The 15,481-nt window shown below is 55.0% G+C and carries 11 protein-coding genes; 10 read left to right on the forward strand and 1 reads right to left on the reverse strand.

Translation table 11 applies throughout. The features are described 5' to 3' along the window. Positions 1-40: 40 nt before the first annotated feature. The 6 genes from FLM21_RS10445 (at position 41) to FLM21_RS10470 (ending at position 7,230) form a co-directional block, all read left to right on the forward strand. The gene (locus FLM21_RS10445) at positions 41-685 is read left to right on the forward strand and encodes a hypothetical protein (protein WP_148715511.1); all 645 of its coding nucleotides are present in this window, start codon (positions 41-43) and stop codon (positions 683-685) included. Positions 686-729: 44 nt separating this feature from the next. Next, a complete protein-coding gene (locus FLM21_RS10450; protein WP_148715512.1) occupies positions 730-1,293 on the forward strand; it encodes a hypothetical protein in 564 nt (187 codons plus the stop codon). 47 nt (positions 1,294-1,340) lie between these two features. Further along, complete coding sequence (locus FLM21_RS10455; protein WP_148715513.1) at positions 1,341-2,465, forward strand: ribonucleotide-diphosphate reductase subunit beta; 1,125 nt, start codon at positions 1,341-1,343, stop codon at positions 2,463-2,465. Between the two features lie 268 nt (positions 2,466-2,733). Beyond that, complete coding sequence (locus FLM21_RS10460; RefSeq protein ID WP_148715514.1) at positions 2,734-5,592, forward strand: hypothetical protein; 2,859 nt, start codon at positions 2,734-2,736, stop codon at positions 5,590-5,592. Between the two features lie 40 nt (positions 5,593-5,632). After that, positions 5,633-6,046 carry a hypothetical protein gene (locus FLM21_RS10465; protein ID WP_187360179.1) on the forward strand — a complete coding sequence of 138 codons (414 nt, stop codon included), beginning with the start codon at positions 5,633-5,635 and terminating at the stop codon, positions 6,044-6,046. Further along, on the forward strand, positions 6,043-7,230 hold the full coding sequence (locus tag FLM21_RS10470; RefSeq protein WP_148715516.1) for a phosphorylase family protein: 1,188 nt from the start codon (positions 6,043-6,045) through the stop codon (positions 7,228-7,230). The genes FLM21_RS10465 and FLM21_RS10470 overlap by 4 nt, the downstream gene beginning before the upstream one ends. Before the next feature lie 185 nt (positions 7,231-7,415). Here the strand turns inward: FLM21_RS10470 and FLM21_RS10475 are convergent, their stop codons facing one another. Beyond that, positions 7,416-8,210, reverse strand: coding sequence for a hypothetical protein (locus FLM21_RS10475; RefSeq protein WP_148715517.1), 795 nt, complete (start codon positions 8,208-8,210; stop codon positions 7,416-7,418). A gap of 1,024 nt (positions 8,211-9,234) precedes the next feature. On the opposite strand from FLM21_RS10475, the gene FLM21_RS10485 reads away from it, so the two are divergent. From FLM21_RS10485 to FLM21_RS10500, 4 genes are read left to right on the forward strand one after another with little or no spacing between them, the layout of a single operon-like run. After that, positions 9,235-10,023: a hypothetical protein gene (locus tag FLM21_RS10485; protein WP_148715519.1), complete on the forward strand. Its 789-nt coding sequence runs from the start codon at positions 9,235-9,237 to the stop codon at positions 10,021-10,023. After that, complete coding sequence (locus FLM21_RS10490; RefSeq protein WP_148715520.1) at positions 10,020-12,002, forward strand: TnsB C-terminal domain-containing protein; 1,983 nt, start codon at positions 10,020-10,022, stop codon at positions 12,000-12,002. Before FLM21_RS10485 ends, FLM21_RS10490 begins: the two co-directional genes overlap by 4 nt. Positions 12,003-12,005: 3 nt before the next feature. Next, entirely contained in the window at positions 12,006-12,998 is a 993-nt protein-coding gene (locus FLM21_RS10495; protein WP_148715521.1) for a TniB family NTP-binding protein, read from the forward strand. Further along, the gene (locus FLM21_RS10500; protein ID WP_148715522.1) at positions 12,995-15,097 is read left to right on the forward strand and encodes a TniQ family protein; all 2,103 of its coding nucleotides are present in this window, start codon (positions 12,995-12,997) and stop codon (positions 15,095-15,097) included. Before FLM21_RS10495 ends, FLM21_RS10500 begins: the two co-directional genes overlap by 4 nt. Positions 15,098-15,481: the final 384 nt, after the last annotated feature.

Here is a 15,481-nt window from a genome sequence, read left to right on the forward strand (position 1 = left end):
CCCGATGCGGCAACAAGACCAAAAAACCGATGGAGCGAGCATGATGTCACCCCGTTACGCGCTGGCCGCGCTGCTGCTGGCCACGCTGGCCCAGGCCGAGGATGCCCCGGCACCAGCACCCACCCCGGCACCGGAAGCCGCCGCTGCACCCGCGCCGGCCCCGGCTGCCGAAACGGCCAAGCCGGTCGAACTCAAGCGCCTGACCGCGCCGGAAGGCCGCGCGCTGGCACTGCTGTCCATCACGCTGTCGGCCCCGCCCGGCGCCGAGGATGGCTTCGCCATGCTGGTCTTCGAAGGCCCCGGCGGCGTGCAGAAGGTCACCGTGAAGGATGGTGATCGCATCGTGAATTTCGGTGGACAGCCCGAAGCAGTCGGCAAGCTGCTGCAGCTGAGCCTGCCCCCCGGCCCCTATGTGCTGCGCTACGTGACCGGCAGCTACGAGCCGGCGGAAGGCGGCAAGAAGCACGAATTCTGGGTGCCGCTGGGCCAGCGTTTCGCCATTGCACCGAACGAAGTGGCCTATCTGGGCAACCTGCACGTGGTGCTCGATGGCACGCCGATCGCGGTGTTCTCCGACCTGCGCGCCCGCGATTTCTATGCGCTGGCGCAGGAAGCCAAGATCAACGACATGAGCAATCTGCAAGGCCGCATCCCACAACCGGACGGACTGCCGTATCCGTATTGAACATCGTGCCGTTCGCCGTGGTCTGACTTGAAGGAGGTATCGTCATGCGTCGCCTGCTGCTCGTGATTGCCGCACTCATGCTCTCCGCCTGCGCCAGCATGCGCCCGCCCGTGGAGGGCGGCCGTATTGCACTGCAGCCAGGGCAGGGCGCCGCCATGATTGCCGTCACCATGACCACGCTATCGTTCGATGACTCCGGCCAGGCGGCGGTTGATATCGTCGGCCCTGGCGGCCAGAAAACCGTGATCGCTCAGGAATGGACCGATTACATTCGCGCTCCCGGTGACGAATCGGATGGCAAGGGTCGGTTGTTTGTCATTCCGCTGGTGCCCGGTGAGTACCGCATCGTACAGGCCTGGGGCAGCTGGGTGGAGGAGTTCGGTGGCTGGCGCATGCGCCGCTACGTGCATTTCCCGCGCGATGACCGCTTTACCGTTACGGCAGGCCGGGTGGCCTACCTTGGCCAAGTGCAGGTCAATCTCAATTTCCAGTCCGACGTCACCACCGCCGACACCCGCGGCCGCGATCTCAACCACGCCCAGGTGCTCTGGGGCGTGACCGATTCCAGCAACATCGATTTCCGCCCGATTTCCGGCGCAGCCCGCTAGCCGCGCCTATTCCCATTTAGCAACACCGCACGCAAGAGGACTCATCCATGCTCAGCTTCGACGACGACATCGCTACCGCCGCCCCCGTTCCGCGCCCGGCCCAGCCGCAACCGGCTGCCCAGCCGGCCGCAGCCGCTGCACCGGCCGGCAATGCCGGTCGTGTCAACGTGGTCGACAAGCGCGTGATCAACGGCACCACCGACGTGAACCAGCTGGTGCCGTTCAAGCACAAGTGGGCATGGGAGAAGTACCTGGCCCAGTGCGCCAACCACTGGATGCCGCAGGAAATCAATATGCAGCGCGATATCGAGCTGTGGAAGAGCCCCAACGGCATGAGCGAGGACGAAAAGCGCCTGGTCAAGCGCAACCTGGGCTTCTTCGTCACCGCTGACAGCCTGGCTGCCAACAACATCGTGCTCGGCACCTATCGCCACATCACCAGCCCGGAATGCCGCCAGTTCCTGCTGCGCCAGGCTTTCGACGAAGCCATCCACACCCACGCCTACCAGTACATCGTGGAATCGCTGGGCCTGGATGAAGGCGAGGTGTTCAATGCCTATCACGAAGTGGCCAGCATCCGTGACAAGGATGAATTCCTCATCCCCTTCATCGACGTGCTGACCGACCCCAATTTCAAGACCGGCACGCTCGCCACCGATCAACAGCTGCTCAAATCGCTGATCGTGTTCGCCTGCATCATGGAAGGCATGTTCTTCTACGTGGGCTTCGTGCAGATCCTGGCGCTGGGCCGCCAGAACAAGATGACCGGCGCCGCCGAGCAGTACCAGTACATCCTGCGCGACGAATCGATGCACTGCAATTTCGGCATCGACCTGATCAACACCATCAAGCTGGAAAACCCACAATTGTGGACCGACAGCTTCAAGGCCGAGATCATCGAGCTGTTCAAGAAGGCGGTGGACCTGGAATACGCCTACGCCGAAGACACCATGCCGCGCGGCGTGCTGGGCCTCAATGCTGCCCAATTCAAGGAATATCTGCGTTTCATCGCCAACCGCCGCCTGCAGCAGATCGGCCTTGATCCGCTATTCCCTGGCGTAACCAACCCGTTCCCGTGGATGAGCGAGATGATCGATCTGAAGAAGGAAAAGAACTTCTTCGAAACCCGGGTGATTGAGTATCAGACGGGTGGGGCGTTGAGCTGGGATTGATCTCAATTTGTCGGTCACGGACACATAAGGTTGCTTTTCGGACACATATGCCTGCTCTAGCGGACAGATGAGTTTGCTCTGATTGCATGTTCTTTAGCGCAGGGTGACAGGCGTCGTTGCATTTACAACATACAATTGTTCACTAGCGGATATACAATTTTGCAATAAACAAAGAACCTCGTGCTTGCGAGGTTCTTCGTTTATGGATGTGTCTATTAATTTTCTCTATGGATCAGTCCCAGTGCAAAGGCGAAACTAAGGAAGATTGATGCGCAGGTTTGAAGAACTCAAGCGACTCGACAAGAAATCGAGAAACAAGCTCCGAGCCATTCTCAGCAACGGTGACGTGAATGCGATCGGCAGCTTGGAGCGGTTGCGCGGCACACTTGGGAAGGTCCAGTCGGATGCCCTAGATGCCATTTTAAATAGTTCAGCCCTGTTGAAGGCAGTCCGAACATCGACGCCATTTCCGAAGGTCTCCCCATTTATTGATACCCTTCAAGCGTATCGCGAAATGGATTTGCACGAACTGCTGAGCGCCATTGAAGCCAGCGTCGTCACGCATAAGGAGCGGCTCTTCCGGCTTGCCAATTCCCTGTTGAAGATCGATACGCTGTACGCTGAGGGTGATATCACTGCGTGTCGAGATTGCATCGCCGACACCATCGAAACGGATGGCTGGAGCCACGCCCTCCTGCGGCGCATTATCCTTATACGTGAGAATCTCGCCAAGGACAGCGTCGACCATCGCATCGAGGATCTGGTACAGCAGGCTGGTATCAAAAACGTTCCCGTCGCATCGTTAATTCACGCGTACTCGTTGGATCAAAACATTCTGACTATCAAGCGGTCCATCTTGAATCTCGCCGATCGCGGCGCCATCAACCGCTATACCCGCACGATTTCTAAGCTGACGGTTCAGCCGTTCGCGGCATCTGCGCAAGATCTTGCGAACTTCCTATCAGAAGTCGAAAAGTGCTCGCTGATCGATGCCGTTATTTTGGTGAAATTTAATTCCCACCTTTTTCAGCTGGAAGATTTTCCAGCAACGGCGGAAATTACCCAGATTCTCGGTCAAGCTAAACTTTTTGAGCCGCTCGTGGCGACATACGACGCCATGGATAATGGAAGTGAGTATGCCTTTTTCAAACAATCCAGCGCGTGGTTGGAATACGAGCCGATTCGGCGATATCGAATACTCATCGATAATTACTATGACGCTTCGCAAGAAGAAGCGCATGGATTGCCGGCTGAGCTTGAACAGGCTCTGCATGACTGGGTGGGAGAGCCCACCCTGAACGACCTCGTGGGCAGCGAGCCCTTTACCAAGCACGCTTTTCCCGCGCTAGCCAGACTGGAGCTGTCGGGAACGGTTACGAGATCAGCTTTGTTCAACTATTGGCTCACCGATTCCAAGGGAGAGATTGGCTTCGAAAAGGCGGATTTACTCACCTTAATGGGCTTAACGCGCGATTTGGCGCGCACGGTTCCCATTAAGGCGGTTCGTACAGCCGCAAAGCTTGCTAAAGACGAATTGGTCAAGCTAATCCTTTATCTGCTGCTCGCAAAGCGCAGCAAAAATGAACTTGACAGCTACGCATTGAGAAAACTTCTCGGGGATATTGCTGTCAAGCACCACGACTACTCACTGGTCAAGCTCGTCAGATCCTATGAGGTATCTCATCCCTACGTGGCCGAGTACATTTATGACATTGTGACTGAAGACTTTTTGGCTAAGCTGAACACGCTTGCACCACATCTCACTGACATTCCAGAGATTCGCGCATCACTGCATGAATGGATGGCGGAATTCACGGACGACGAGCACTTCCGGCAGCGCGCTCGCGCGGTGAGAATCGATCACCAGATCAATCGAGTTCGAAATGAAATCGACGATCATCGGATCTTCGTGGACCCCTCGCGCTTCTCGTCATGGATTGAAGACGAGATGATGATCGAATTGAATAGTGCATTGACTTCAACGGGGGCAGGAAAAAAGGGAATCTCGGTCACTTGCGACGAGGCGATCCTTTCGCTGGTCATGACACAGAGCTATATCGCATTCTGCTCAAACCCAGTTTTTGGGATTGCGTCATATCTTGGGCGACGAATTCGCCACGGCACCTTTCACGGCCACTTGTATTCGAGCGTCATCAATTCGATAGAAAAAGCCGACAAATATCAGCCGCTATTTTCCAATCCCCAGTTTTCAGCGAAATGGAGTGCTTGGAAGGATATCTACAACAAGGCGGTTGAGGAAATTATTGCAGAGCGCTTGCATGTCCATTCGAAGTCAAAGCCGCTGGGTGTCTTAACGCCGGAATCGTATGGCCCGAGCAAGCATGAGGTGCTGACGGCTGCTGTGAAGAACATTAGCAAGAACTTTGCAGAGACGACATCGACCGCTGGCATCGATCAAACGATCATTGACTACTGCTGGCGGCTCGCCGAACTTGATCTGGTCTCGGTCACGCGGTACCTGAGGGCACAGCAGAAGCCCTTGAAAAATGAGAAGTTCCTCCACGATGAGTTGGTGCCAGCTTCAACACCGGCTCATGCGAGACTCGCGGATGCGTTCCGGCGTGAATTGGAGCTCTCCATCGACCAGAAGCTTTCAGCCATATTCGGCTGGTTCAAGCGCCCGTCAATCGTGGCACCAAAGGCTTCTGTGTCGTTGATCTTCGCCGCGACGGTTGCAGAAGTGAGGGACACGATCCCCGACTTTGACCCCCAGGCTGCCGACGCTAGCAAGGAGGAAATTGAGCTAGCTGGTGGTTTCTACCACCTAGTCTACGACTCCCTTGCGATCGTGGTTGGCAATGCGGCCAAATATGCGGATCGCAGCCGCCCGCTGAAGAGAAACTTTGAAATCGTGCCTGGAAAGGGAAAGCGCTTGGTTGTCGAGATATCTTCCTCAATCAAACCAACAGATGATCCTGCCAAAGTCTCAGCTGATATCGAAGAGCGCAAGAAGGCGGACTTCCAGGACGCGAATATGTACGACAAAAAGAGTGGAATATCCAAGCTGTTGCTTTTGGCGAGCAATCGCCAAGATTTTGAGCTGAACCAGTACGCAGTAGTGGGCAGCGAGGTACAGGTAAGACTAATTTATGCTCTTGAACACTAAGCAAATTAAATGCCTGATTGTCGAAGACGATCAATTTAAGATGGAAGGCATTCGTTCATATTTGAGCGAAATCTTCGCAGGAAAAATTGAGGTTGCCGAATGCCAGGCTCTAGCCTCTGCGACTGCCTTATTGGCATCGCAGACCTTCGACTTGGCGATCATTGACATGTCGATTCACAGTCATGAGCCGGAGGCCGGGGCCGGCTCTCCGTTCCCACTTTCGTCGGGTGGACTTGACGTGTTGTTTGAGATTGCCTGCTCAGAAAAAAATACGCACTGCATCATTCTTACACAGTATCCCGATATCGATATCGAAAGCCTTCCTATTCCGGTGTACCTAGCAAAAAACGAGATACTCGAAAAATTCGATATTGAGGTGGCCGGCTGCGTTCGATACCTAGAGAACGATAACCAATGGAAGGCCGACATCTTTTCAATTTTGGAGCAGTTATGAAAATACTGATACTGGAAGACGAGGACGTTAAGTTTGAACAGATCCGTGCGCATGTCGTCGAAATCATGCCGGATGCAATGATTCAACGAGAAAAGAACTGGCTGGACTACTCGCGCACTGTTGCGGATACCAAATTTGATTTAATTCTTCTGGATCTCTTGGTCCCACGCTCGGCCAAGGACGGTACTGTGGAGGACCACCATGAATCACTTGTCGAAACGACGCGAGATTACCGCAGCAAGTCCTTCAGCACACCTGCCATCGTCTTAACCCGGCACAGCCTCAACGCGGGGGACTTCGTGCACGACCTGAATCTGGTCGACATTAACGTTATTCCCTTCAATGATCACGGCGCGTGGCGTGAGGCGCTGAAAATCAAGCTGCTGGCTGCTCAACCCAAGAAGAAGTTTGATGTAGTCATCATGTGTGCGTTGGAAAAGGAGGCTGCCGCATTCGAGGGCCTCACCGATACCTGGGGCCCCGTGAGGTCCATTTCGGGCCTGATCTGCCGAGAAGTCGAGATCGGCGAGTACAAAGCTGTCATCGTTCGGGCACAACGCATGGGACTCGTCGCTGCAGCTGTAGCTGCGGCGTTCGCGTTGGATCGATTCGAGCCGCGCCTGATCTGCATGAGTGGCATCTGCGGCGGCGTTGCCGGCGAGTCTGAGATGTATGACTTGCTGGTTACCCAGATCTGTTATCAGCACGACGTGGGTAAGTGGAGCGCGACGGGCTTCAAGTCGGAGCATTACGACGTGCAGCTAGAGGTAGACGTCCACAATAAGCTGGTTGAGGTTGCCTCGGACCCCGCCGTAATATCTTCGCTCTTGGATGGTCTGAATCCTGGAAAGTCTGAAGTGCCGAATGGCAAGGAACGGGTCTGCTGCAACATCAAATCTAGCGCGCCTACTAGCAGCGGCAGCGCTGTCATTGCCGAAGACGGCAAGACGTCCGAGCTGACAGTTGGACAGCGTAAACTTGCGGGCTTTGACATGGAAGTCTTCTCCGTTTACGAAGCGGCAAGGCACGCGCAGAACCGGACTGCATTCTTCGCAGCAAAAACAGTTGTCGACGACGGCGGCGAGAACAAAGGCGACTCGTTCCATAGAATCGGCTGCCTGCTATCGGCTAGGTTTGTCGTAGCAGCGATCCGGTCGGGAATCGCAGACGTGTGGAAGATTTGAAAATACACTCAGATGCCACCCAGTGCTGGCATCCGAGTGCTTGGATTTCTGTTGTAAACCGGCCATTACCTGTTGCATCGCTGATTAGCTGCTTCGGCCGAACAGCTGCTTCTAAACGTGTCGAGCTGATCACATTCAATCAGTGGAGTAATCACTAGCGCCAAGAGGGTGGACAAGAGCCTTTTCTAAATAATTGAATTTTTCAGGTAGCTCAAGCGATCCGGCGACGCAAGGTAAGCGAAAAGTTGATCGTGACCTTGGGGGAATGGATCGAGCTCTAGTAATTGTATGTGATCATTATTTGTGGCGATGAGCCAAAAGAATAATGCTTTTCCGTCAGCTGGTGGTACGTACTTCTTCAGTATGTTGTTATTAAAACATTCGTTTATTTCTTCAATAACTTTTCGTTTTGATGTCCAGTGATCTATAGAGATTAGGCAAATTTTTGCCCAGAAACAGCATGTAACTCCTGCCATATCACATTTGATATCGTTGGCCAGGCGAGTGCACAATATGAGCGTCGCAAGTGCATTGGGTGTTGCTGTTATTGCCAATTGGTGGCAGTTTTCTTTTACCCAATCCGTGCTTTTATGCTTTGCAGGCAAACGGAGTGCCCAATTAATCAGGTGGTCTCCGTGCTGATTTGTTTTCCCCTGCAGTTCCTTTGCTAATTTCCGTGCTGAACGATCAGAGCAGAGCGCTTCCCACAGAGGGCTTTTCAAGGTGAGCTCTGCTCCTGGGCATTTTTCCTCAGCGGCTAAAATTATTTCTCTGCTGGGGTAATGGCGGCCATTCCGGTAGTCCCGCCACTTCCTATCTAGCTCTTTGATTTGATCAGGTGTTGCGCAATCTGCAGGCTTGATCTCCCGCCTCAGTGCCGCGGCGTTGGTGGTGTTGAAGTGAAGCGCTAACTCATGGAACCAAGCAATTGTCGCGATTTTTCTGAAAAACCTTTGCTGAGGTGGACTTTTAGCAGGCATTGGTTGTGTACGAAATTAACTCACACGTTTTTTGTTTATTTTCAAGAGGTTATGCGGTCTGGTCGGAGAGCGTTTCCCAAGAATCGTCCCATGTTTCCAATGCTAGGACAAGGTCGTACTATCGCTAGACGAAGCAAGACTTGAAGAGGTTGTGATGGTTGAGTTCACAGTGCTCGATGAACGTGAGATCCAAGAGCTTGCACAAGAGCTGACGCGCGAGTTGACCGTTGCTTATGGGCCTGTCGTGGGTTCGAGCATTTTGGTTCATTTACTCGGATACAAATCTGCTCACGCTTATCAACGTGCGCTAGGTCGGGGTACGGTACCGATACCCCTTTTTCGGATTCAGCATCGGCGCGGCTTGTTCGCGCTTACACGTGATGTTGCCCACTGGTTGAGCGCGCAGAGATCGCAAGCAGGCTCACTTGGTAAGCAGACAGCGATTTGTACAGAAGGGGAGCATTGACCCAAAGGATGATGGAAGCCGAAGGACCCTGGCTGACCAAGCGCAAGCCATCGTAGATGGATGCCGCCGGATGGTGGTTTTAGGGCCCACCCAGCTAAGCTCATTCGCTCAACACGCCTTTCCAGCCAGATGCGTATGTGGCTTGTGCGGGGGGGGGGGGGGCGAGGCTTAGAGAGGGTTGATGCATGAAGGCGCACGTCGAGCGCGGCAGCGAGGCGATCAACGCCTGGGCACACGGCCGCCGCAGGTACGGGCCGCCGGAGATGGCGCTGGGGGCAGTCTCGCCGGTGAAGCAAATGTTACTTATCAGAGGAGGTAGGGTCGACCAGCAACACTAAATTCTGACGAGCAGACGCACAAAAGCCCGGACGGCAATCCGGGCCCTTGGCAAGACATCAAGAAATTTCGAGATTCGCTTGATGTCCCCATTCTTGTGCATCCCATCGCGACTGTCAAGTCGCGTGAATTCGCTCGTCTCTTGATTCTGATCGGCGCGGCCAACTGCCCCCAAACCCTGGGCACGGGGCTGGTCACGCCTCAAAACTGGAGACATTTGTCATGCACAACATTTTCATCCAGCGCGACTTGCATGTCGACTGCAGTGGTTCGCGCGAGCTGGTCCGGCCTCTGAACGCCGACTGGTCACTTCGCGCCGCCTTGTTGCAGCAGGTCGATGAGGCCTTCGCAGCAGAGCCGTCGCTGGACAACGTTCTGCAAGGTTTGCGCCACATCCATCTGGGCCGGCGGGGGGCACGTCCTAGCTACTTCCCCAGCAAAAAGAACGCGCCGTTCGGCAGAACGTCTGTCTACATGGCAGCAGAAAGCCGCTTAGAGGCAGCTGCGGCCCTCATGTTTGAACGAGACCCCCACATCGTCGCATATCGGATGCAAGCCATCACAGTGCCGTTGCCCGGCAACCGAACGGCATATCCGGACTTTGTAACGGTGGACAAGCAAGGTTGTTTGCTGGTTACGGAGGTGAAAGTCGACAGGAGGCACCAGAGTGCGGATGTCGTGGCCGACCAAGTCCACATTGGCAACGTGCTTGGCAGGTGGGGGATTGACTACCAGGTTCTGGACACTTGGGACCTTCCGGCAAAAATCGTGCATGACAACCTGCTGTGGCTGCATAGCCAGTACCACACGCGGCCGGATGATGCCGATTGTGCAGAACTGTTGGCGCAAATGGGGGTAGAGCAAGCTACGCGCTACACCTACGGGGAATTGCACGACCGCTGTTGTGCGCTGTCGCTGCCGGTCGCGACTGTCCCGCACCTTCTGTTTATCGGCGCACTCCAGATCAACTGGAAACGAATCATCGACGACACAACGGAGATCTGGATATGAGCCAGCTCCGCACACTTTTCCAAGCCATCCCAGGCATGCGTTTCGATCTGCGTGGCGCCGAGTTCGAGGTGGCGTACGTCGGCTTCGGTGCCGTTCGTTATGCAGCAGTTTGTGGTGGCAAACAATATCGAGTTACGCAGGGTCGATTCATTGAGCTGCAAACGGAAGGCGAGCTGACGGTGCTCAATGCTGATCTGTGGAGACAGCAAGTGAATGCTGGCTTACCGACGCTGGCGACCTTGAATGAGGACGAGTTCAACGCGGCTATCCGCCAATTGAAGTATGCAGAAACTGCGTTGATGGTGCTCCCGCACCCCAATTCGATTCGCTTATTGACTGAGTGGATTCCTGAGTTTGCTCAGTCAATTCAGGACAATCGTGCTCCCTCAGCGCGCACAGTTTCCAGTTGGGTCAAGAAGTTGGCTGAGGATGGCAAAGACGCATTCATGGCGCCGACACGACGACGTGGTAATCGCAGCTTGCGATTCTCGCCTGAGATCGAGGTGCTGCTCCTGTCTGCGGTCGATAGCTTCTTGGTCGAAGAGCATCGGGACAGCAAGGACGTACTCGCTTATATCGTTGGGCACTTGGCAGAACAGAATTTATTAACTAAGGACGGATCAAAGGTCAAGGTTCCGTCTGAGCGGACGATTCGGAGAAAGCTTGCCGCTATTGATCCATTTTTACTAATTCGGATCAAGAAAGGCCATATCGCCGCAGAGCAAGCCGCCCGCGCTGCGGGCAAGAATATCACGAGTCCTCGTCCTCTCTATATTGTTCAAATCGACACGCATTACCTCGATATCTTTGTTGTCGACCCAGACACAATGGAGATACTAGGAAGACCCTACCTGGTTTGTGCTAAGGATGTACATACGCGCTGCGTCGTCGGTACCTTCATCAGCATGTTTCCTCCATCGGCAACGACGACGCTTGGTGCGATAAAGGACATGCTCACTCGCCCAAACCGGGGATTGCCTGGCGGTATCTGCGTAGTTTTGATTCCCGACAATGGCGTCGACTTCAAAAACAGTGGTGTCGTGCGCGTCTGCTCCAAATTGGGAATCAATTTCCAGCCGGCTGAAGTTCGCGATCCGAACGACAAAGCGCACGTTGAGTCCTTTTTCCGTACCCTAACGTTGTTTCTCATTCAGAAGATCAAAGGCACGACCTTTTCGAATCCCAAGGCACGTGGCGATTATCCTAGTGAAAAACGCGCATTCGCCACGCTGGACCAGCTCACCGGCTACATCAATTTCTGGATTGAAAACGAGTACCACGTGCGGCCACATAGCATGACAGGCCGTGCGCCGATTCGCATGTGGGAGGAGAGTACTGCACGTGCCAAGCCGCTGGCATTACTAGAGGTTGAGGCCGATGCCATCTCTCGTAGACCTAAACGCTGCGCAATCGGCAAAGGCCGCGTGCGCGTCCATCATGAATATTACTACAGCCATGCGCTTAAGACACTAGAGCAAACGTATGACGGTTTGGTGACCGTGCTCTATGACGAGCTGGATATGGAGCACGTCTTCGTCGAGCATCCTTATGAGAAGGGGGTACTAATCCAGGCGGACTCAATCAACCCCGAATATACGCATGGTTTGACACTATGGCAGCACGAGGAGGCACGTAAGCTCAAGGCCAAGATGACCCAGCAGGACATCACGGCATTGGGCCAGTACGCAGATGTCTTAGCGAGATATCAACTGTTGCAAACAATTCAAAAGGACTCGCAGCGCGCTAAGCGGAAACTTGCCAAGCTGACGCAGGGAAAAGGGCGAGAACAGGAGGCTCAGGCCTCCTCCAAGTTGATTGAAGATGGGCCTTTGACCCCGCCCTCACAGCTGGCACAGCAATTAGGCGTCAACTCGCTTGGCATGAATTCACCCAATACGATGCAGGGAGTCCCTGAACAGCCCTTTGCTGGCTACGACAACCCTCCCACTGACTCGTTCGGTATTCTGGGGGAGGATTGAGCCATGCTGAATATCGACGTATCCCAGCTGTTCGAATCCGAAGCTGAGCGACAGGCCTATCAGGCAGCTGCTGTGATTGACAAAATCATGGTGGCACACCCTGACGCCGTGTCGGCATTAAATGGGATTCGGCATTGCATTAAATCATCGGTGTACTCCCGTGAACCCATGGGCTGCATGCTCCTTGGGGCAGGCGGTATGGGCAAGACCATGCTGGCTGAGCACATCATGCGCAGTCTGCCGCAGCAGACAGTCATCGCTGATGACTGCGAAATTGATACTACCCCCTCGTTCTATGTCAGCTTCAAAAAGGCGGAGAACTTGAGCGATTTGACCACAGAGATGCTCGATCGCTTGAACGATCTACGGGCGCGTGTCGGGAAGCCGGCCGCACGGGCCCGCCGGGTGCGCAAACTGCTGCTGCAGTGCAAAACGCTGATCGTATTCATCGATGAAATGCATGACCTTCGGGGGCTGAAGAAGCGCGATCCGAGAAGGGTGGAGGAGTTTTTGGGCTGGATCAAGGAGCTATCGAACGAGCGCAGTCTGGTGCTTTGTTTGATGGGCGAACCAAGCTGCCACGACATATTTGGTGGAGACGACAGCAATCAAATGTCGCGGCGCTTTAAGGCACAGTTCATGCTGAATCCACTCACGCCTGGCACCAAGGATCAGACCGGGCATTTACTGCCATTTCTGGCCGAAGTGGGTAAACAAGTGCTTCAGAGAACGCCCATCCAGTCATTGCCGCCTATTCACAGCTATGAGAACGCGCTGCGTTTCTTCGCAGCGGCCGGCGGCAACCTGGATTTTACGATGGTTCTAATCAAACAAGCGGTTATCACCGCGCTCAAGGCCGGGCGCACGGTCGTCACGATGGCGGATTTCTCCGATCTGTGGGGGGCTGGCATTACGAGCAAGGTGAGCTTGGTACGACTCAACCCTTTTGATGCTACAGATGGCCAAGTGGCAGCTGCATTTAGGGGACGAGCATGAAAAAGGCGAGACTCCCCGTCCGACCCATCTCCATCGTTGACGAGTCGCCCGCTGGGCTGCTGATCCGTGTGGCAGAAGGTAATGGCTACCCGAACGTGTCTGCGCTTATCTACGCCTACTTGCCCAAGCGCTGCTGCAAGACCTGGGTAACAGCTGCACATACCGAGCCTGTGCGGTATCAGCATCTCTTGCGATTGCTCGGTGTGCCGTATTCGACCGCAAACAGTATCCATTTCACCCGCAAGGGGCCTACGCGGAAAAGTCCTCGATACGTCGGCTCGCACGTGTTCCCGGAAAAGCTGTTCCGTACCGACGGCGAATTCTATTGCCCGTACTGCCTGGGCGAGCGCAAGTATTGGCGCAAGCATTGGGCGTTACGTCCCTATTCGGTATGCCGGGAGCACCAGGTCTATTTACGCAACACTTGTCATGCATGCGGAGCAACGATCAACGCTTGGCGTGGCCACATTGATCAGTGTGGTGAATGCGGCACTGCTTTGAGCTTGGGCGATGTAATAGAGGGAGATTCGCGGAGCGTGATCTGGTGGTTGTCGCTACACGAGAGCGATTCTGCACGGGCGGCTGTGATCGATGATCTGTGCGCGGCGCTCGCTGAGTTCGACGGTGATAGCCGCGATCCACAGGATGAACAGCGTCGGCTATGCGCATTGATGCAGTGGGTCGAACGGGGCGAGGTTGCGCCTTGGATTGTGGACCAGTTGAGCAGTCCTGCGTCTACGCTCCATCCACGTATTCAGCTCCTGCCTCTATTACGGCTTCAACATGGTGAAGCGCAGCGCTTTGCTATTGCAGCATTAAAGCATGTCGAACCAAGCAATATGGTGCCCTCGCTGGTGACCCACCTCGGCGACATGACCAATCGCGATGCGCAACTGGCGCTGGGTATCAAGCCATCGCATATGCGGCATTTTTTTTCATGTGGCCTGTTCCGCTATTCGGATGGACGACACTGCGTGCCAGGACAGGTGAGCCTCCATGCTGTGAACGAAATCCTGTATCGCGTTCAGGGCGATATGTGCGGCTATGATGGCACCGTGGAAAGACCGAACACCCGCAGCCTTGCGTCAGTGGTGGCGGACGTTATGTGGGGCGGTAGCATCAGCGTTGGATATGTCGTCTCGCTCGGATTGACGACGATACGATTGAAGCCAGCATCGGATGACGAGCATGAAAATGCCGGAACAGAATCAGGCTGGCTGGGCCTGAGGCAGATCGCGACCGTGCTGGAAACCTACCCAGAGGCTGCGCGTAAACTGATGAAGTTTGGATGGATTCCCCATCGGTCGCGTGATTTGGCTGGCGCGAAACGATTGATCGCGCACCGCGATGACGTTGAGCATTTCAACCAGCAATACATGCTCATTGGAACCTTTGCGGCGCACATCAACGAAAATCCGACGAACTTGGCCGAACGCTTGATGGCCCTTGGCCTGAAGCCTGTTGCCGGCCCGAGTGTTGATGGGATGCTGGTATATGTGTTTCGCCGAGATGAACTCGAGCGAGTCGACCTGAAGCTGGTACACGGCTTGACTGACTACCCCACGCGCACAGGCAGAAAATTGGCAGCGGCGAAGCATGCCCAGCTACCGGAGGTTCGGGATGTCGATGGCGGAAATGCGGCGACGATCCTGGGAGTCCGTCGCGTAGACATACACAAACTGATACGTGCCGGCGTTCTAGTCAGGTCCTCTGATATCCATCGCGACGTTCACGTTACGTTAGAGTCGCTACGGCAGCTTCAGCTGGAGCTGCGTCGGCCGGATATGATTTCAGTGACAGACGCTGCAAGCCGACTCGGAATGAGCACGATGGTGCTGGAAAGCGTTTGGGCGGCTGTGGGACTTGTGACTGTTCGCCACTACGTGTTGTGGCGACTGATTTCAGTGCCAGACATTGAGCGTTTGGAAACGTTGCTGTCAGGGCATATCACTGCCGCGGATGCCGGCAAGATGCTGGGCACTCACAGGGCACACTTGCACAACCTTGAACGGCGCGGGGTCCTGCGATCGGTTGTCGTCGGACAAGGGAGGCGGGTCAGACTTTATGACCGCGCACGTATTGAAGCGTTATTGCCGTGACGAGCGATTACTAGACAATCGGTAGCGTTCCGGGCGGGTACTAGCAGCGGCCAACTCCTATGAAGGTCCTTGTTGGCCGAATCACTGCGCGAGGCTGCAATGGCAGTAATTCGGCCAAAGCGGACTATGGCACGCAGAACCACTCATGACCGCTATCTATCCCAATGCGGACGTTGCTCAGTGCGGCACCTTGACGCCATCGTTATCCCGGTCTTCGTTCACGTCCCAGTTGCCGAACGGCTCGCCGAAGGTCCATTCCCACACCAACTTGTGGTTGGGGGCGTCGGTCAGTTGGCTCGGGGTGTGCAGGTGGTCGGCTCAGACGTAATAGAGCTTGGGGCTGGCTCCGGCACCTTGAACCACGGCGACGGGGATGTTGTCGAG

The sequence above is a fragment of the Chitinolyticbacter meiyuanensis genome, from assembly GCF_008033135.1.
In the GTDB taxonomy this organism is placed as follows: domain Bacteria; phylum Pseudomonadota; class Gammaproteobacteria; order Burkholderiales; family Chitinibacteraceae; genus Chitinolyticbacter; species Chitinolyticbacter meiyuanensis.

Excerpts from the sequence above, each read along its gene's own strand:
- FLM21_RS10445 (WP_148715511.1), top strand. The coding sequence starts at position 41 with ATGATGTCACCCCGTTACGCGCTGGCCGCGCTGCTGCTGGCCACGCTG.
- FLM21_RS10450 (WP_148715512.1), top strand. The coding sequence starts at position 730 with ATGCGTCGCCTGCTGCTCGTGATTGCCGCACTCATGCTCTCCGCCTGC.
- FLM21_RS10455 (WP_148715513.1), top strand. The coding sequence starts at position 1,341 with ATGCTCAGCTTCGACGACGACATCGCTACCGCCGCCCCCGTTCCGCGC.
- FLM21_RS10460 (WP_148715514.1), top strand. The coding sequence starts at position 2,734 with ATGCGCAGGTTTGAAGAACTCAAGCGACTCGACAAGAAATCGAGAAAC.
- FLM21_RS10465 (WP_187360179.1), top strand. The coding sequence starts at position 5,633 with ATGGAAGGCATTCGTTCATATTTGAGCGAAATCTTCGCAGGAAAAATT.
- FLM21_RS10470 (WP_148715516.1), top strand. The coding sequence starts at position 6,043 with ATGAAAATACTGATACTGGAAGACGAGGACGTTAAGTTTGAACAGATC.
- FLM21_RS10475 (WP_148715517.1), bottom strand. The coding sequence starts at position 8,210 with ATGCCTGCTAAAAGTCCACCTCAGCAAAGGTTTTTCAGAAAAATCGCG.
- FLM21_RS10485 (WP_148715519.1), top strand. The coding sequence starts at position 9,235 with ATGCACAACATTTTCATCCAGCGCGACTTGCATGTCGACTGCAGTGGT.
- FLM21_RS10490 (WP_148715520.1), top strand. The coding sequence starts at position 10,020 with ATGAGCCAGCTCCGCACACTTTTCCAAGCCATCCCAGGCATGCGTTTC.
- FLM21_RS10495 (WP_148715521.1), top strand. The coding sequence starts at position 12,006 with ATGCTGAATATCGACGTATCCCAGCTGTTCGAATCCGAAGCTGAGCGA.
- FLM21_RS10500 (WP_148715522.1), top strand. The coding sequence starts at position 12,995 with ATGAAAAAGGCGAGACTCCCCGTCCGACCCATCTCCATCGTTGACGAG.